Here is a 17,840-nt window from a genome sequence, read left to right as displayed (position 1 = left end):
GCGGCTCACCGTCCGTCAGACACGCTGCCACAGGGCCGGCGTGTTCTCGGGCGACCAGACACCCTGCGCCTGGTGGTTCTGCAGGCACCGGTACCGCAGGCCCGCGTGGGACACCGTGGCCCCGACCTCGTAGACCCGGCCCGCGGCCCACGCGTCCGCCGCCGCGTTGTCCTGCGGCGCGGGCGTTCCCGCCGAGGCGGACGTGGTCGTCAGAGTGAGGCCGAAGTCGCTCAGCAGCGGATTGACCGGCTGGTAGAAGGTGGTCCCGCCGACCGCGCAGTCACCGGAGCCGCCGGACGTGACACCCTGCGCCTGGGTGCCCGCGACGAAGGGACCGCCGGAGTCCCCGCCTTCTGCGCACGCCGTCGTCTCGGTCACCCCGTCGACGATGCCCTCCGGGTAGCTGACGCTCGTGTCGTGCTGCCGGATCACGCCGCAGCGCCATCCGGTGGTGGAGCCGGAACGGCACACCGAGGCGCCGACGAGCGCCTCCACCGAGCCGGCGATCTGCACCGTCTGGCCGTTCTGCGCCCTGACGTCGGGGGTGGCGGTCCAGTCGGCGTTCACGCCCACCCAGGCCATGTCCTTGCCGGGGAAGGTCGAGGCCCGGAAGGTGCCCTGGGCGGCCTCGTTGAACCCGGTGGTGGTGTCGCCCGGGTCGCCGCAGTGACCGGCCGTGGCGAAACCCTGCTGATCGTCCTGGGTGACGGAGAACCCGACCGAACAGCGGGCCTGACCGTTGATGTAGTAGGCGTCGCCGCCGACGAGGTCCTCCAGCACCCGCGGCCGGTGCGGCGAGATGCGGACGCCCACGTCCTGCCCCTCCACCCCGGCGGCCTCGACGAAGGCCGACGCGGCCGACTCGCTGGTGGCCTGGACCATGACCCGGTTGGTCCGCACGTCGACGTACCAGACCGGCGTCCGAGGCGTCTGCCTCCGGACGGCGGCGGCGTCCAGCTTCTCCTTGACCGCGCGGAGTTCGCCCAGCCCCTTCCTGACGACCGCCGCCTTGGCGCCCTGTGCCTCGATGGCGGCCGTGTCCGCGGCGTCGGTGGTGGCTACGGTGAGCTCGGCGGAGGTCGCTCCGCCCACCCAGGCCCCGGCGAAGCGGTCACCCAGCGTGTTGCGCAGCATGCCCGCCCGGGTGCCCGCCTCCGCCTCGTTGACCAGCCGCGCCGCCGCCTGCTCCGGCGTCAGCCTCAGGTCGCGCTCCATCGCGCGCAGTACGTGCGTCGGCGCCTTGTCGGCGCCGAGCGTCCGGGCGCTGACGCGCTGCGGCTCCGGGGTGGTCGGGGGCGCGGCCGAGACAGCCGAGGGGAGAGCGGTCAGGACCAGGGCGCCGAGCGCGGTCAGGGCGGCGCGGCGGCTGCGCGCGGCATGTCTGCCGACCATGCGATGTGCCTCCTTCGAGGGCTGTGCGAGACAGCGGGGATCGGTGAGCGACCGTGGGTCACGGTGCGACTGCGGCGAAGTCACAGTCCTTGCCGGAAAGCTCCCCGGCGATGCCGGGCCCGGGCGTCTTTCGCGCTATGGGGGACGCGGTGGGTGCCAAGTGCAGTACGCGGACGCGCACACGGGCCCGGGATCAGGCGGGTTCCAGCCCCGGGGCGCCCGCCTCGGTGACGAAGGACGCGGCCGTGCTGATGGGAGCGCCGGGCGTGCTGACCGCCGAGACCGTCCTGAAGTCCAGACGGGCGGCCTCGCGGTCGAGTCCGACCCGGACGTAGCCGCGCTTGCCGTTGTAGAACTTCATGTGCGGGTTGGCCCGCATGTACAGGTCCCAGTTGGCGGGCTGCTCCACGCCGTCCCGGCCGCTGGCCACCGACGTGCAGGTGACCTCCGTGCCGAGGGTGGCGGACGCGGGGTCGTCGAAGTCGTCCTTGACGTCGAGGGCGTAGCCCACGTGCACGTCGCCGGTGAGGATCAGCCAGTTCTCGACCCCGGCGGCCTTCGCCCCGGCGACGACCCTCTCGCGTGAGGCGCGGTAGCCGTCCCAGGCGTCCATCGAGACCGCGGCGTCGGCGGTCACGTCGAACTTGCGCTGGGAGAAGCAGACCTGCTGGGGCATGATGTTCCACAGAGCGGCAGAGCTCTGCCAGCCGTCGAGCAGCCACCGCTCCTGCGCGGCGCCGGTGATGGTGCGTGCCGGGTCGTCCGACTCGGGCCCGGGGGCGTGCGGCCGGTCGTCGTAGGCCTGGTCGGAGCGGTACTGCCGGGTGTCGAGGATGTCGAACTGGGCGAGCGTGCCCCAGTGCAGCCGGCGGTACAGCTGTGCGTCCGGCCCCTGGGGCAGTTGGGCGGCGCGCAGCGGCTGGTTCTCCCAGTACGCCCGGTAGGCGGACGCCCGCCGAAGCAGGAACTGGTCCGGCGGGATGTCGTTCTCCGGGATGCTGTCGGCGTAGTTGTTCTCGGTCTCGTGGTCGTCCCAGGTGACGACGAACGGGTGCGCGGCGTGCGCGGCCCGCAGGTCCTCGTCGCTCTTGTAGAGCGCGTAGCGCATCCGGTAGTCCGCGAGGGTCATGGTCTCGCGGTTGAACACGTCGGGCAGTGTGATGTCGGTGTAGCGGCGCTCCCCGCCGGCCGGGTTCACCGCGTACTCGTACAGGTAGTCGCCGAGGTGGAAGACCACGTCGACGTCGTCCTCGGCGAGGTGCCGGTGCACCGTGTAGTAGCCGTCCTGGTAGGCCTGGCAGGCCACCGCCGCCAGTCTCAGCGCCGACGTGGCGCTGCCCGCCGGCGGTGCGGTGCGGGTGCGGCCCGTCGGGCTGATCCAGGCACCGGTACGGAAGCGGTAGTAGTACACCGAGCCCGGCGCCAGGCCCAGGACGTCGACGTGCACGCTGTGGGCGTACTCGGCGTGTGCCTCGGCGGCCCCCCGGAACAGGACGGTCGCGAAGTTCTCGTCCAGGGCCACCTCCCACTCGACCGTGACCCGCTCCGTGCCCATCCCGCCGTCCTCCAGGAACGGCTCCGGCGCCAGCCGGGTCCACAGCAGAACCGAGTCCGGCAGGGGATCACCGGAGGCGACGCCGAGGGTGAACGGGTCGCTGCTGATCCGGGCGGTCCGCAGGGGCGCGGCGACCGCCCCGCGGGCCGGCAGGTTGGTGGAGAAGGCGAGCGCGGCGGCGGCCGCGGTGACGGTGAGGAAACGCCGGCGGCCGAGGTGCCGGGCGGCGGCGCCCATCACGGCGTCGTGCGGGGAGAAGGCGTGCTCGGCCAGTGCGCGGTGACGGCCCGTGGGCGCCATCTGCTGTCCTCTCGTACGGGGCGGGCGGTCCATGGGCGAACGGCACGGGGAACCGGGTGGGCCCCGGGCGGTCGCCCCACGCACGCCGGCACGGGGTACTCGCTGCGGGCGAGCCGGTGTGCGCCGTCCATGCCGGGGTTCCGTCGCGCGATGGCGCCGACCCGCGATGCGCGGACCCCGCATGCTAAGCAGACGAAACGGTAGAAACCGTCAGGACTTGCGGAGTGATCACACAGGAGGAGGTACGCGCGTGTGGGCGCCTTTCCGCCGGGGCACCCGGGACGGGTGAGGAGTGGGGGACACGGGAGAGGAAGGCGGCGGGCGGAGCCGATGGCCAGGACACGGCGCTACGACGTGGCGGCCTCCGGCCGCTGGTGGGACGAGGACGACAACCGCTGGCTGCCGGCGGGCGAGGTGCACGCCTGGGAACAGGGCACGAACCAGACCGTGTGCGGTCTCGCCCTCCACCGTTCGCAGCTGTCCCGCTTCCCGGCCGTCACCTGGGCCGACGTACTGCCCGAGTCCGGCGGCGCGGCCGACGCCGTCCGCCGGGTCTGCCCCCGCTGCGCGGCCGCGGCCGGCCGCCGGGGCGCGGACGCCCGCCCCGGCTGGCGGCGCACCGATCCGCGGCCGTAGGGCCGGACGGACGGTCCGGCCCCGGGTCGTCGCGGCTGTTCGGCGCGCCGTCTACGACGGCAGCGGCGAGCGGCTGACGCGGATCTTGGACTGGCCGTGCGGCCGCGTCTCCCAGTCCTCCATGAACCGCGCGTGCAGACCGTGCCTGCGGGCCAGCGCGAGCAGGGTGTCGGTGCGGTAGTAGAAGTCCTCGCGGAGCACCTGGTGTTCGGTGCCCTCGGTGCGGTCGAAGGTGAAGTCGAAGAACCCGGTGTCGGTGAGGACGCGGCCGACGTGGGCGAGACACTCGTCGATGACACTCAGCGGCGAGTGCGAGAAGACGCTGTGCGCGTGGATGACGTCGAAGTGGCCGTCGGGCAGGAAGTCCAGTGTGAGGTCCCCGGTGATGGTCAGGTGGGGGAGCTTGGCCTGGAGCCCGCGCTCGCTCAGGGTCTTCCCGGCGGCGATCAGCGTGTCCGGCGAGATGTCGATGCCGTAGTAGTGGCCGGTGTCGAGGTGGTCGATGAAGCGCCAGCCGCCGCGCAGGTTGCCGCAGCCGATGTCGAGCATGCGGTGCTCGGGGCGCAGCCCGTGCTCGACGAGGTACTCGAACTGCATCTGCCCGAGCGCCAGCCACCGGTCGTGGGTCTGGCTGCCGACCGCGGCCTCGGGGTTGCGGCGGGTGTCGGAGGCCATCACGGCCCGGTAGTAACCGACGTGGTCCGGGTGCTTGATCCGCAGCCACGCGTCCCGGCCGGCCCGGCGGACGTAGGGGCCCACGCGTTCGGGGTGGCGCAGCGCGTACCCGACCTTGTGGGTGAGAGCGGCGCGGTTGCTGCGCAGTTTCTTCGGGGACTCGGCGTCCTTGGGCATGAGCGGACCGACCTCCGTGTGAGGGGTGGGGCGGTGAGGAGGATGCCGAGAGGGTGTCAGACCCGGCGGCGCGGCAGGAGGACCGTGACGGACGGTGAGTCGGAGGGCGGGGCCCCCGAGGAGGGCCGTGCGGGTCCGAGCCGGCGGCGCAGCCGTGCCGGTCCATGCACTCCTTCGGCTCGCGCCCGGACGGTCGGGGCGGCCCGGTCCGTGGCACACCCGTCCGGGCGCGAGCTCGGCCTGCCGCGCTCAAGGAATCCAAATGGACTGACAGTCCAAAAGTTGGACGTGTAGTCTAGGATCACTGGCAGGCCCGACAAGGAGACACCTGGTGAGCGAACCGACCCCGGACGCCGAACGGAACGCCGAACGGGACGCCGAACGGGACGCCGTCCTCGCCGCGTTGCGCCCCGTCGTCGACGGCATCGCGGCGACGTTCGGCCCGGTCTGCGAGGTGGTCCTGCACGACTACCGGCGCCCCGAGCGGTCGGTCGTGGCCGTCGCCGGCTCGGTGACCGGACGGACGGTGGGCGGGGCGATGAGCGAGATCGGCATGCGCGTCCTGGCCCGCGGCGACGAGGCCCGGGACGAGCTGAACTACGTCACCCGGACTGGCGACGGCATCCTGCTGAAGTCCTCCACGATGGTGCTGCGTGACTCCACGGGGGCCGTGTTCGGCGCCCTGTGCGTCAACCTGGACGTGACCGCCGTCGACCGGGCCCAAGCCCTGCTCGGCGCCCTGGCCGGGGCCGCGGGCACCCCGGCCGATCCGCCCGCGACCGCCTTCGGTGACGACATCGACGCGGTGGTCGACGCCATCGTGGACGCCCACCCACTGCGCCGGGACAGCAGCTGGGCGGCACTGGACCGCGCGCGGCGCCTGGAACTCTTCCGCGACCTGGACGGGCGCGGAGTGTTCGCCGTACGCCGCTCGGTCGAGCAGGTCGCCGCCCGGCTCGGCATCTCCCGGGCCTCCGCCTACAGCTACCTCTCCCAGGCCCGCGCCGCGACCGGCCCGGCCGCCGACCCCGCTGGAGGAGACGCGTGACGACCACCACCCCACCGGTCACCCTCGACGACGTCCGTTCCGCCGCCGCCCGACTCCGAGGCGTCGCGCACCGCACCCCGGTGCTGCGCTCACGCACCCTGGACGCCCTCGTCGGCGCCGAGGTCCTCCTCAAGTGCGAGAACCTCCAGCGGGTGGGCGCCTTCAAGTTCCGCGGCGCCTACAACGCGGCCTCCCGGCTCACGCCGGAGCAGTTGTCCCGCGGCATCGCCGCCTATTCCTCCGGGAACCACGCCCAGGCGGTCGCCCTGGCCGCGCGCGAGCTGGGCACCACCGCCGTGATCGTCATGCCCGAGGACGCGCCGCCCTCCAAGCGGGCGGCCACCGCCGGCTACGGCGCCGAGATCGTCACCTACGACCGCTACACAGGCGACCGCGTCGCCCTCGCCGAGGCCCTGGCCGCCGAACGCGGGCTGAGCCTGATCCCGCCCTACGAGCACCCGCACGTCATCGCCGGACAGGGCACCGCCGCCCTCGAACTCGTCGAGGAGACGGGGCGGCTGGACGCGCTGATCACACCGGTCGGCGGCGGTGGACTGATCGCCGGGAGCGCCACCGCCGTCAAGGGCCTGCACGCCGGTACCCGGGTGCTCGGCGTCGAGCCGGAGGCCGGCGACGACACCAGGCGCTCCCTGGAGGCGGGGCGGCGCGTCACCGTCCCGGTCCCGCACACCATCGCCGACGGCCAGGCCCTGCCCACCCCCGGCGAGCTGACCTTCTCCCTCAACCGGCGACTGCTCGACGGGATCGTGCTGGTCTCCGACGACGAGATCAGGGACGCGATGCGGTTCGCCTTCGAGCGGCTGAAGACCGTACTCGAACCGAGCGGCGCCACCCCGCTGGCCGCCCTCCTCACCGGCCGTGCCGGCCCGCTGTCCGGCCGTGTCGGCGTGATCCTCTCCGGCGGCAACGTGGACGCCGGACGTTTCGCCCGACTGTGCGGCACGCCGGGCTGAGACCGCGCCGTCCCCGGATGGCGGTGCCGAGTTGACAGGTGGACGATGGGATGGTGGAGGCAGGGAAAGGAGGAGCGTCATGCTCGACGTCAAGACGCTGGACAAGCCGGACGAGCGGCGTGATTTTCCCCGGGGACACATCGAGGCCGTGCACATGGAGGGCCTCGACTTCGCCGTGGCCACCTTCGAGCCGGGCTGGCACTGGTCGGAGTCCGTGGCGCCGCTCGCGGGCACCGACAGCTGCCAGGTCCACCACAACGGCTACGTCGTCCGGGGCCGCATGCGCATCCGCATGGACGACGGCGCCGAGAGCGAGGTGGGCCCCGGCGACGTCTTCGTCTGCTCGCCCGGGCACGACGCCTGGGTGGTGAGCGACGAACAGTGTGTGGTCCACGACTTCGCCGGAGGTATGGCCAGGGACTACGCCAAGGCCGACTAGGCGGCGAACCGGCGCGTCACGCGAACAACCGTGCACGACGAGAGGAGGGGGCGACCGCAACGACGGCCGCCCCCTCCCACCAGCCCTCACGCCGCCAGGGCCACCGCTCCCACCGCCGGTGTCCGCAGCACCCGCCGGGCCGTCGCCAGACTCGTCCCCAGCGTCACCGCCGCCGACACCGCCACCATCGCGAGCCACACGCCGGCGAACTGGTCCGGCAGCACCGCGTCGGTACGGACGACCGTGAACGGAACGACTCCGGCCAGCGCGGCCACCGTGCCGAAGAACACCCCCGTGACCGTCAGGATCGCCCCTTCGGCGCCGACCACGCCCAGCACCTGCGCGGGAGTCGCCCCCGCGAGCCGCTGCTGCCCGAACTCACGGGAGCGGTACGTCGTCGCCGCGTACAGCGAGTTGACCAGCATCACACAGACGAACACCGCGATGATGCCGACGACCGTCAGGTTGAGCGTCTCCAGGTTCTTGGCGTCGACGGACTTGACCAGACCGGAGGCCTTCACCGCGTCGCTCTCCACCGCCTGCATGGTCAGCGTCGCCGTCGACACCGCCGTGAACATGATCAGCGACATCAGGATCCCGGCGAGGTGATCGGCCCGCTCGCGCAGGTTGCACACGGCCAGCCAGCCGCTCGCGCCGCTCAGCGGCAGCCGGGCGAGCACGCCCCGCAGCAGTCGCGGCGACAGCAGCGCGAAGCCCACCGACAGCAGGATCGCCCCGTAGGCCGGCGGTGCCATCAGCGCCTCGTCCGTCGCGGAGAACAGGAAGGAGGCGCAGGCTCCCGCCGCGCCGGTGGCCAGCGCGGCGCAGGCCAGGAACCGCTTGGCACCGGTCCGCTGCCGGCCGCCCCGCGTCAGGCGCCGCACCGCCAGGAAAGCGGCGCCCGCCGACGCGGTCAGCGTGATGCCCATGCCGCTCAGCAGCGCGATCGGGCCGAAGGAGTACTCGACGGACTCCGCCACCTGGCCGCCGTCCTGGAACATCCCCAGCAGTGCCCGCCCGCCGGGCATCGCCGGGCCGGCGGCCAGCGCCGCGCCCAGCAGGGCCACGGCCACCGCCTCGCCCACGACCATCCGCCTGATCTGCGCCGGGGTCGCCCCCGAGCAGCGCAGCAGTTCCAGCTCGGCGCTGCGCTGCCGCACGTTGACCGTCAGCGTCGAGGCCACCGCGAAGAACACCAGCAGGGTCCCGTAACCGCCGACGACCCCCGCCGCCGTACCCAGCGTCTCCGAGCTGACCGGGTCCACCCCGCCCTGCCCGGCCGTGTCGTGCATCGAGTTGAACACCATGATGATCGCCGCTCCCAGGAAGGCGGACAGCAGCGTCGCGAGGAACCGTCCGGGACGGTGCCGGATCGACCGCAGGGCCAGTACGAACATCGCTCACACCCCCGCCGGCACGTCGTCGCCCAGGTGCGCCAGCCGCTCCGCGACCGCGTCCGGGGTCGGGGTGTCCATCCGCCCCGCCAGCCGTCCGTCGGCGAGGAAGACGACCGAGTCGGCGTACGAGGCGGCGACCGGATCGTGCGTCACCATGACCACGGTCCGTCCGTGCACCCGCACCGCCTCCCGCAACAGCAGCATCACCTGCCGTGCGCTGCGCGTGTCCAGCGCGCCCGTCGGCTCGTCCGCGAAGATCACCCGGGGCTCGGTGACCAGGGCACGGGCGATCGCCACCCGCTGCCGCTGACCTCCGGAAAGCTGGTCGGGACGGTGTCCGAGCCGGTCTCCCAGGCCGACCGCGGTCAGGATCTCGCGGGCCCGCCTGCGGTCGACGCGGCGTCCGGCGAGCTTGAGCGGCAGCACCGTGTTCTGCGCGACCGTCAGCGTCTCCAGCAGGTTGTACTGCTGGAAGACGAACCCGACCCGGCCGCGCCGGAACCGCGTCAGCTCCGCCTCGCCGCCTCCCGTCAGCTCGGTGCCGTCCACGCACACGATGCCGCTGTCCGGCCGGTCCAGACCCGCCGCGCACTGCAGCAGCGTGGACTTGCCCGAACCCGACGGTCCCATCACCGCGGTGAACGTGCCCCGCCCCAGGCTCAGCGTCACCCCGTCCAGCGCGGTCACGGCGTTGCCTGCGGTGCCGTAGGTCCGGGTCACCCCGACGAGCCGGAGCGCTTCGGGGGCGGGGCCCTGGTCGTGGCCGCCTCGTGCGCCGGTGCGAAACATCGTCATCACCCTCCGTGCGGCACGCCCTGTGCGGTGCCTCGCCGACGACGCTACGGAGTCCGGCGCCGGGCCACACTGGGCGCAGAACCCGTATCGAGGGGTGTACTCAGTGACACCCCGGCCCCGCGTGCGCCACGATGGCCGCCATGACGGACGCAATAACGTGGCTCGCCGAACCCCAGTGCATCGACTTCAGTGGTCACAGCGTGCTGATGTCCCGGGAACTGGCCGCCGAGGAACTGGTGTCGCGCATCGCCGAGAGCGCCTTCCGGACGCGGCGGACGGCCTGCCCTGCCGGCGAGCTGACCGGGCAGCAGGTCAACGAGACGCTGGAGGAGGACTTCGGTGACGTCCGGGAAGGGATCGCCCTGCGGTTCGGACGGGACGGCGACTGGTCGTTCGTGGTCTGCTACGGCGGCTGGCCGGGCGCGCTGGAGAACCTGTCGGCGGTCTCACGCGGTGGCGCCCGCCTCTTCCACCTCGAGTACGAGGAGGAGAACGGCAAACCGGTGCCGCCCCAGTTCGCGTACTACCGCGACGAGACGTTCGGGTGCGGTTTCAACCTGCACCTGGACCACTCCTGGGGCTACGACGGCGTCGACGGGGACCCCGAGCTGTCGCGCCGGATCGAGGCGATGCTCGCGGCCGTCGGACTCCCGGAGGAGGACGCCGACGACCTGGAGGCCGTACACCGCTCCTCGCTGGACGTCCTCGGTCAGGTCTTCGGACTGTCGCTGCCCCGGCATCGGATCGTGGAAGGCACGCTCGACTCGGTGGTCCTGGAAGAGGCCGACTGAGTGCTTCGCTCACCCCTCCACCAGCACCACCTCCAGGGTGCGCGGACCGTGCACCCCCTCGACCCGGTCCAGCTCGATGTCACTGGTCGCCGACGGACCGGAGATCCAGGTCGACGGACGGGCCGGATCCAGGCGTTCGAGGGCCTGTGGCACGGCGGACACCACCTGGTCCGGCACCCGTACCACGCAGATGTGGTGGTCCGGGACGAGGGTGATGCGGCGGCGGCCCTGGTCGGGGGAGCCGTCCAGCACGATCGTTCCCGTCTCGGCGACGGCGACCGCGCAGCCCGTGACCACGCTGTCGACCCGGTCGAGTTCGTGCGGGGTGCTAGCCGCCCTGTCCTGGACGAGGGGCACGCCGACCCCCCGCAGCCAGCCCGGCGGCAACCCGGGCGGAACCACCACGCTCCGCGAGCCGCGTGCGGCCAGGAGCCGCGTCAGCAGCCCGGGCAACTGCTCGTCCGCGCACCGGTGCACGATCGCCCGGTAGTCCGCCAGGTTCTCGGCGAGCAGATCCACCCTCTGGGCGACGGTCCGCTGCCCGTGCTCGCGCAGGTAGTCCCGCGGGACGGCCCGCTCGTACGCCGGGTCGTCCCGCGGTACGTCCGCGAGGGCGCGTCGCACCCGGCCGAGGATGCGTTCCCTGCTGCTCACTTCGCCCCGTCCTTTCCGCCGTGCGTGCGCTGCCACCAGTCCCGGAACGGCTCCGCGGGCACCTCGGGAAGGTCCCGGCTGCCGCTCCACGCGCGGCCCGGTCCCGGGAGCGTGCGCGGATGGAGGCGGCGGGTGCGCGAGGCCAGCCGCTGGCCGGCCCGCAGCGCGCCCGGACGCGTGAACGCCCACTGCGCCGCGCGCATCGCCGCCCGCTCGGCGGCATGCCCCTTCGCCGGTTTCAGGACGACCCTGTTGCCCTGCCGCACGGCCGGCCCGCCCTGCACCACCCGCTCCCGCAGGTGCACCAGTACCTCGGGGATGTCGATGGCGACCGGGCACACCTCGTAGCAGGCGCCGCACAGCGACGACGCGTACGGCAGGCTGGCGTCGATCGCGCTGCCCGTGCCCCGCAGTTGAGGGCTGAGGATGGCGCCGATCGGACCCGGGTACACCGAGCCGTAGGCGTGCCCGCCCGCCCGCTCGTACACCGGGCAGACGTTCAGGCACGCCGAGCAGCGGATGCAGCGCAGCGCCTGCCGGCCGACCTCGTCGGCGAGGGTGTCGGTGCGGCCGTTGTCCAGCAGGACGAGGTGGAACGTGCGCGGGCCGTCCTCGTCGGTGGTGCCGGTCCACATGGACGTGTACGGGTTCATGCGCTCGGCCGTCGAGGAGCGGGGGAGTGTCTGGAGGAAGACCTCCAGGTCCTGCCACCTCGGCACGATCTTCTCGATGCCGACGACCGAGATCAGCGTCTCGGGCAGGGTCAGGCACATCCGCCCGTTGCCCTCGGACTCCACGACCACGAGCGTGCCGGTCTCGGCGACCATGAAGTTGGCGCCGGAGACGCCGACCTTGGCCCGCAGGAACTTCTCCCGCAGGTGCAGCCGTGCCGCCTCCGCGAGCTCGGCGGGCGTGTCGGTGAGTCCCTCGGGTGCGGGGCGGCCCCACTCGCTCATCTCGGAGCGGAAGATGTCCCGGATCTCGCCGCGGTTGCGGTGGATCGCGGGCACCAGGATGTGCGAGGGCCGGTCCTTGCCCAACTGCACGATCAGTTCGGCGAGGTCCGTCTCGTAGGCGTGGATGCCCTCCGCCTCGAGAGCCTCGTTGAGACCGATCTCCTGCGTCGCCATCGACTTGACCTTGACGACCTCACGCTCGGCGGTCTCCTTGACCAGCCGGACGACGATCTCGTTGGCCTCGTCGGCGTCGGCGGCCCAGTGCACGGTCCCGCCGGCCGCCGTGACCGCCTCCTCCACCTGCACCAGGTACCGGTCCAGGTGGCGCAGCGTGTGGTCCTTGATGCGCTTCCCGGCCTCGCGCAGCGCCGCCCAGTCGTCCAGCTCCGCGACCGCGCGGGCCCGCTTGTCCCGGATGGTGTGCGTGGCGTGGCGCAGATTCCCGCGCAGCGTCGGATTGCGCACGGCCGCGCGCGCCGCCTCGGGGAAGGCAGGCATCCCCAGATACGTGCCGCTCATACGGTCACCGCCTCCTCCGTGCCCGCCAGGATCTCCGCGATGTGCACCGGCCGCATGCCCGTCCGCAGCCGCGTCATGGTCCCGCCGATGTGCATCAGACAGGAGTTGTCGGCCGCGCAGAGCACTTCGGCGCCGGTGGACTCGGCGTTGCGCACCTTGTCCGCGCCCATCGCCGCCGACACGTCGGAGTTCTTCACGGCGAAGGTGCCGCCGAAGCCGCAGCACTCCTGCGCGCCCGGCAACTCGACCAGCTCCAGCCCCTTCACCGCCTCCAGCAGCCGCCGGGGCCGGTCGCCGAGACCGAGGCTCCGCAGCCCGTGGCAGGTAGGGTGGTACGTCACGGTGTGCGGGTAGTACGCCCCCACGTCCGTCACCCCCAGCACGTCCACGAGGAACTCCGTCAGCTCGTACGTCTTCGGCACCACGGGCGCCAGGGCGGCCGCGAGCGTGTCCCCGCGCCCCTCCGCCCGCGCCCGTTCGCCCATGCGGGGATACAGCTCCCGCACCATCGCGCCGCACGAGCCCGACGGCGTCACGATCGCCTCGTAGTCCCCGAAGACCTCTGAGAAGTGCCGGGCCAGCGGCTCCGCCTCGTGGCGGTAACCGGTGTTGTAGTGCGCCTGCCCGCAGCAGGTCTGGGCCATCGGGAAGTCGACCTCGACGCCCAGTCTGGTCAGCAGCTTCACCACGGCACGGCCGGTGTCCGGATAGAGCGTGTCGTTGACGCAGGTCAGGAACAGGGCGACACGCATCGCGGCTCCTTGTGATCGGTCGGCTCGAACATCTTGATCATCGGATGAAACGCAGGGTAGTCGGCATACCGGAGCCGGGGGAGACCCTGTTCACCGGTCGGCGAGTCGGGCCTCGGCCGCCCGCCAGCGCGCCGTGTCGCCGCGCGGCTCGTACCGGGTCAACGACTGGGTGCGCACCAGCAGTCGGCGCATTGCGGGCAGGTCGCCGACCAGCCCGTGGGAGCGGGCCTGCACGAGGACGTTGCCGAGAGCGGCGGCCTCCGTCGGCCCCGCCACCACCGGCATCCCGCAGGCGTCGGCGGTCAGCTGGCACAGCAGTGCGTTGCGGGTGCCGCCGCCGACGACGTGGACGACGTCGACCGGGTGCCCGGCGAGCCGCTGGGCGTCCTCGACGGCCCTGCGGTGGGCCAGCGCCAGCGAGTCGAGGATGCAGCGGGTCACCTCGGCGGGCGTCTCGGGCACCGGCTGCCCCGAGGCACGGCACGCCTCGGTGATCCGTTCCGGCATCCGGCCCGGCGCCAGGAACGCCGCGTCACCCGCGTCCACCACCGACCGCAGCGCCGGCACCCGGGCCGCCGCGAGCAGCAGCCCGCCCAGGTCCGGCTCACCCCAGGCCCGTACGCACTCCTGGAGCAGCCACAGCCCCATGATGTTGCGCAGGTACCGGACCGTGCCGTCCAGACCGAGTTCGTTGGTGAAGTTGGCGGCGCGGCTCTCCTCGGTCAGCACCGGAGCGGTCAGCTCCAGACCGGCCAGTGACCAGGTGCCGGTGCAGATGTACGCGAACCGCTCGCCCGAGGCCGGGACGGCGGCCACCGCGGAGGCGGTGTCGTGCGAACCGACCGCCGTCACCGCCACGGGCCCCGCCAGCCCCGTCTCCTCCAGCACGGCCGGCCGCAGCACACCTGCCGGGTCACCGGGCCGGCGCAGCGGCGCGAACAGGCCCAGGTCGATCCCGAGCCGGTCCGCGACGTCGTGCGACCAGTCGCGGGTTCGGGGGTCGATCAGCTGGGTGGTGGAGGCGTTGGTCAGCTCCGTGCCCTGCTCGCCCGTCAGCCAGTACGTCAGCAGGTCCGGTATCAGCAACAGCCGCCGGGCCTGGGCGAACTGGGCCGTGCCGCGGGCGGCGACGAGCTGGTACAGGGTGTTGAAGGGCGCGTGCTGCAACCCGGTCGTCGCGTACAGCTCCCCGGCGGGCAGCGTGGCCCACACCTTCTCCGCGACGCCCTCGGTGCGGGCGTCGCGGTAGTGCACGGGGTTGCCGAGCAGTGCCCCGTCGGCGTCCAGGAGGCCGTGGTCGACGGCCCAGCTGTCGACGCCGACCGAGTCCACCGGGCCCGCCGCGCGCAGCCCCTCCAGGACACCGGCGTACAGGGCCAGGATGTCCCAGCGCAGCCCCTCGGGCGTACGGACCGGCCGGTTGGGGAAGCGGTGCGCCTCGGTCAGCTCCAGGCTGTCCGGGTCGACGCGGCCGACCATGACGCGCCCGCTGGACGCGCCGAGGTCGACCGCGGCGTACGACTTGACGTCCACGGCGGCGCTCATCGCAGGAACGCGGCGGCGACGCCGGCGTCGACCGGGATGTGCAGGCCGGTGGTGTGGGTCAGGTCGCCGCCGGTCAGCGCGAACACGGCGTTCGCGACGTGCTCGGGCAGCACCTCGCGCTTGAGCAGCGTCCGCTGCGCGTAGAACTCGCCCAGCTTCTCCTCCGGCACCCCGTACACGGCCGCGCGCTTGGCGCCCCAGCCGCCCGCGAAGATGCCCGAACCGCGCACCACACCGTCCGGGTTGACGCCGTTGACGCGGATGCCGTGCTCACCCAGCTCGGCGGCGAGGAGGCGCACCTGGTGGGCCTGGTCGGCCTTGGTGGCGGAGTAGGCGATGTTGTTCGGGCCGGCGAAGACGGCGTTCTTCGAGGCGATGTAGACGATGTCGCCACCCAGTTCCTGCGCGGTCATCACCCGTGCCGCCTCGCGCGAGACGAGGAACGAGCCGCGGGCCATGATGTCGTGCTGGAGGTCCCAGTCCCCGGCCGTCGTCTCCAGCAGCGGCTTGGAGATGGAGATGCCCGCGTTGTTGACGACCAGGTCGACGCCGCCGAAGGCGAGGACGGCCGCCCGGAAGGCCTCGGCGATCTGCTCCTCGGACGTGACGTCGACGGTCACGGCGACGGCCTTGTCCGCCCCGCCCAGCTCCTCGGCCACCCGCGCCGCGTTCTCGGCGTTCAGGTCGGCCACGACCACGCACGCGCCCTCGGCGGCCAGCCGCCGCGCGATGGCCTTCCCGATCCCGCTGCCCGCGCCGGTGACCAGGGCGACGCGCGTCGCCAGCGGCTTGGGCTTCGGCATCCGCTGGAGCTTGGCCTCCTCCAGCGCCCAGTACTCGATGCGGAACTTCTCCGACTCCTCGATCGGCGCGTACGTCGACACCGCCTCCGCCCCGCGCATCACGTTGATCGCGTTGACGTAGAACTCGCCGGCCACCCGGGCGGTCTGCTTGTCCTTGCCGAAGCTGAACATGCCCACGCCCGGCACCAGCACGATCGCCGGGTCGGCGCCGCGCATCGCGGGCGAGTCGGGCACCGCGTGCCGGTGGTAGTAGGCGGCGTACTCCTCGCGGTAGGCGGCGTGCAGTTCCTTCAGCCGGGTGACCGTCTCCTCCAGGGGCGCGGTCGGCGGCAGGTCCAGGACCAGGGGCCGCACCTTGGTGCGCAGGAAGTGGTCGGGGCAGGAGGTGCCGAGCGCGGCGAGCCGCGGATGCTCCGCACGCGCGAGGAAGTCCAGCACCACGTCGGCGTCGGTGAAGTGCCCGACCTGCGGCCGGTCCTGGGAGGCGAGGCCGCGGACGTACGGTGCCAGCGCCGCGGCCCGCTCCCGCCGCTCGGCCTCGGGGAGCGCCCCGTACCCGTCCAGCACCGCGCCGAACGGCTCCGGCCGCCCGCGCTCGGCGAGGAAGGCCTCGGCGGTGCGGATGATGTGCAGCGAGTTGCGCTCGCACTCCTCGGAGGTGTCGCCCCACGCCGTGATGCCGTGCCCGCCGAGCACGCACCCGACGGCCTGCGGGTTGGCCTCCTTCACCGCCGCGATGTCCAGCCCCAGCTGGAAACCGGGCCGCCGCCACGGCACCCACACCACCGTGTCGCCGAAGCACTCGGCGGTCAGCTTCTCGCCGTCCGCCGCACAGGCCAGCGCGATGCCGGAATCGGGGTGGAGGTGGTCGACGTGCGCGGCCTCGACGAGCCCGTGCATCGCCGTGTCGATCGAGGGCGCCGCACCGCCCTTGCCGTGCAGGCAGTAGTCGAAGGCGGCGACCATCTCGTCCTCGCGCTCGACGCCCGGATAGACGTCCTTGAGCGCCCGCATCCGGTCCAGCCGCAACACGGCCAGCCCAGCCCCGGTGAGGGTGCCCAGGTCGCCGCCGGAGCCCTTGACCCACATCAGCTCCACATCACCTCCGGTGACGGGGTCGGTCTCGGTGCCTTTGGCGGAGGCGTTGCCGCCGGCGTAGTTGGTGTTGCGGGGGTCGGCGCCGAGCCGGTGGGAACGGGCGAGGAGGGCGTCGGCTTCGGGGTGGGATGTCATGACAGTCCTACCTTTCAAGGGTGGTTGCTCTGGTCATTCGTAAGATCGGAGGGCCCAGGGGTTCTGGGTATGGCTGTCATGGCGGCGCCGTTGGCAAGGCTCAAAGGACTTGGCCGCCCGGAACCCCGCGACGACTCGACCGCCAATTGGGAGACGCGACCCGATCGCTGCTGTAGGACGACGTCGGCGAGGTCGTCTGCGGGTGACAGGTGAGACGGCGAGCCGGCGGAGGTGACCGTGCCCGAGATTTGGGCCGGAGTGGACATCGGCAAGGAACATCACCACTGTGTGGTGATCAACGCGGACGGTGAACGGCTGCTGTCGCGCCGGGTCCTCAACGACGAGAGCGAGCTGCTCCAGCTCCTCGGTGACGTCCTGGCGATATCCACCGACGTGTTGTGGGCCGTCGACCTCAACCACGGTGGTGCCGCCCTGCTGATCGGCCTGCTCCTCAACCACGGCCAGCCCATGGCCTGTCTGACCGGCCTGGCAGTCCACCGAGCGTCGGCCACCTACAAGGGCGAGGGCAAGACGGACGCGAAGGACGCCTTCGTCATCGCCGACCAGGCACGCGTCCGCCGCGACGTCGGCCTGCTGCGGCCCGGTGACGAGGTCGCCGTCGACCTGCGCACGCTGAGCAACCGGCGCCTGGACGTGGTCTTCGACCGCACCCGACAGATCAACCGTCTCCGGGCCCAACTCCTCGAGATATTTCCTGCGTTGGAGCGATCCCTGGACCTGGTCAACAAGGGGCCGATCGTGCTGCTGACCGGCTACCAGACCCCGGCCGCAATCCGTCGCGCCGGCGTCAAGCGCATCGAGACCTGGCTGAAGAACCGCAAGGTCCGGAGTGCCGCCGCACTCGCGAAGACGGCCGTGGAGGCCGCCCAAGCCCAGCAGACCGCGCTGCCCGGCGAGAAGCTGGCTGCCGCCATGGTGGTCCGCCTCGCGAAGGGGGTGATGGCCCTCGATGAGGAGATCGCCGAGCTCGACGCCCTGATAGAGGCCAAGTTTCGCGAGCATCCTCACGCCGAGGTGATCCGCAGCCTGCCCGGCATGGGGGCCAAGCTCGGCGCCGAATTCATCGCCGCGACCGGCGGTGACATGGATGCCTTCGGCAGCGCCGACCGACTGGCCGGCTTCGCCGGCCTTGCCCCACGGCCTCGCGACTCCGGCCGCGTCAGCGGCAACCTGCGCAG

The 17,840-nt window shown here is 72.6% G+C and carries 16 protein-coding genes; 6 read left to right on the top strand and 10 right to left on the bottom strand.

Features of this window, described 5'->3' with window-relative positions:
- Nucleotides 1-15 precede the first annotated feature (15 nt).
- Nucleotides 16-1,392, bottom strand: a complete 1,377-nt coding sequence (locus ACH4F2_RS19445; RefSeq protein WP_398133940.1) for an alpha-lytic protease prodomain-containing protein — start codon at nt 1,390-1,392, stop codon at nt 16-18.
- A gap of 193 nt (nt 1,393-1,585) precedes the next feature.
- Nucleotides 1,586-3,247: an alkaline phosphatase D family protein gene (locus tag ACH4F2_RS19440; protein ID WP_398134097.1), complete on the bottom strand. Its 1,662-nt coding sequence runs from the start codon at nt 3,245-3,247 to the stop codon at nt 1,586-1,588.
- Between the two features lie 330 nt (nt 3,248-3,577).
- Between ACH4F2_RS19440 and ACH4F2_RS19435 the strand changes: the two genes are divergently transcribed.
- Nucleotides 3,578-3,883, top strand: coding sequence for a hypothetical protein (locus ACH4F2_RS19435; protein ID WP_398133939.1), 306 nt, complete (start codon nt 3,578-3,580; stop codon nt 3,881-3,883).
- Nucleotides 3,884-3,934: 51 nt separating this feature from the next.
- On the opposite strand, the gene ACH4F2_RS19430 is transcribed toward ACH4F2_RS19435, so the two are convergent.
- Entirely contained in the window at nt 3,935-4,735 is an 801-nt protein-coding gene (locus ACH4F2_RS19430; protein WP_398133938.1) for a class I SAM-dependent DNA methyltransferase, read from the bottom strand.
- A gap of 331 nt (nt 4,736-5,066) precedes the next feature.
- On the opposite strand from ACH4F2_RS19430, the gene ACH4F2_RS19425 reads away from it, so the two are divergent.
- The 3 genes from ACH4F2_RS19425 (at nt 5,067) to ACH4F2_RS19415 (ending at nt 7,196) form a co-directional block, all read left to right on the top strand.
- Nucleotides 5,067-5,783 carry a transcriptional regulator gene (locus ACH4F2_RS19425; RefSeq protein ID WP_398133937.1) on the top strand — a complete coding sequence of 239 codons (717 nt, stop codon included), beginning with the start codon at nt 5,067-5,069 and terminating at the stop codon, nt 5,781-5,783.
- A complete protein-coding gene (locus ACH4F2_RS19420) occupies nt 5,780-6,757 on the top strand; it encodes a pyridoxal-phosphate dependent enzyme (protein ID WP_398133936.1) in 978 nt (325 codons plus the stop codon). Before ACH4F2_RS19425 ends, ACH4F2_RS19420 begins: the two co-directional genes overlap by 4 nt.
- Before the next feature lie 79 nt (nt 6,758-6,836).
- The gene (locus ACH4F2_RS19415; protein ID WP_398133935.1) at nt 6,837-7,196 is read left to right on the top strand and encodes a cupin domain-containing protein; all 360 of its coding nucleotides are present in this window, start codon (nt 6,837-6,839) and stop codon (nt 7,194-7,196) included.
- Between the two features lie 86 nt (nt 7,197-7,282).
- Here the strand turns inward: ACH4F2_RS19415 and ACH4F2_RS19410 are convergent, their stop codons facing one another.
- Nucleotides 7,283-8,593: an FtsX-like permease family protein gene (locus ACH4F2_RS19410; RefSeq protein WP_398133934.1), complete on the bottom strand. Its 1,311-nt coding sequence runs from the start codon at nt 8,591-8,593 to the stop codon at nt 7,283-7,285.
- Between the two features lie 3 nt (nt 8,594-8,596).
- Nucleotides 8,597-9,382, bottom strand: coding sequence for an ABC transporter ATP-binding protein (locus ACH4F2_RS19405; protein ID WP_398134096.1), 786 nt, complete (start codon nt 9,380-9,382; stop codon nt 8,597-8,599).
- A 146-nt stretch (nt 9,383-9,528) separates the two neighbouring features.
- Here ACH4F2_RS19405 and ACH4F2_RS19400 point away from each other — a divergent pair, with 146 nt between their 5' ends.
- Nucleotides 9,529-10,179, top strand: coding sequence for a hypothetical protein (locus tag ACH4F2_RS19400; protein ID WP_398133933.1), 651 nt, complete (start codon nt 9,529-9,531; stop codon nt 10,177-10,179).
- Between the two features lie 9 nt (nt 10,180-10,188).
- Here the strand turns inward: ACH4F2_RS19400 and ACH4F2_RS19395 are convergent, their stop codons facing one another.
- The 5 genes from ACH4F2_RS19395 to ACH4F2_RS19375 all read right to left on the bottom strand — a co-directional run bounded on the left by ACH4F2_RS19395 (nt 10,189) and on the right by ACH4F2_RS19375 (nt 16,641).
- A complete protein-coding gene (locus ACH4F2_RS19395; protein ID WP_398133932.1) occupies nt 10,189-10,833 on the bottom strand; it encodes a lactate utilization protein C in 645 nt (214 codons plus the stop codon).
- Nucleotides 10,830-12,308, bottom strand: a complete 1,479-nt coding sequence (locus tag ACH4F2_RS19390) for a LutB/LldF family L-lactate oxidation iron-sulfur protein (RefSeq protein ID WP_398133931.1) — start codon at nt 12,306-12,308, stop codon at nt 10,830-10,832. Before ACH4F2_RS19390 ends, ACH4F2_RS19395 begins: the two co-directional genes overlap by 4 nt.
- A complete protein-coding gene (locus tag ACH4F2_RS19385) occupies nt 12,305-13,060 on the bottom strand; it encodes a (Fe-S)-binding protein (protein ID WP_398133930.1) in 756 nt (251 codons plus the stop codon). The genes ACH4F2_RS19390 and ACH4F2_RS19385 overlap by 4 nt, the downstream gene beginning before the upstream one ends.
- A 90-nt stretch (nt 13,061-13,150) precedes the next feature.
- The gene (locus ACH4F2_RS19380) at nt 13,151-14,605 is read right to left on the bottom strand and encodes a rhamnulokinase family protein (protein ID WP_398133929.1); all 1,455 of its coding nucleotides are present in this window, start codon (nt 14,603-14,605) and stop codon (nt 13,151-13,153) included.
- On the bottom strand, nt 14,602-16,641 hold the full coding sequence (locus ACH4F2_RS19375) for a bifunctional aldolase/short-chain dehydrogenase (RefSeq protein ID WP_398133928.1): 2,040 nt from the start codon (nt 16,639-16,641) through the stop codon (nt 14,602-14,604). Before ACH4F2_RS19375 ends, ACH4F2_RS19380 begins: the two co-directional genes overlap by 4 nt.
- A gap of 237 nt (nt 16,642-16,878) precedes the next feature.
- Here ACH4F2_RS19375 and ACH4F2_RS19370 point away from each other — a divergent pair.
- Nucleotides 16,879-17,840 (top strand): IS110 family transposase (locus ACH4F2_RS19370; protein WP_398133927.1); only part of this gene is annotated, 962 nt, incomplete at its 3' end.

Source organism: Streptomyces sp. NPDC017890 (genome assembly GCF_044328675.1).
GTDB lineage: Bacteria > Actinomycetota > Actinomycetes > Streptomycetales > Streptomycetaceae > Streptomyces.
The sequence above is the reverse complement of the archived record's forward strand: the minus strand, read 5'-3'. Positions and strand labels throughout refer to the sequence as shown.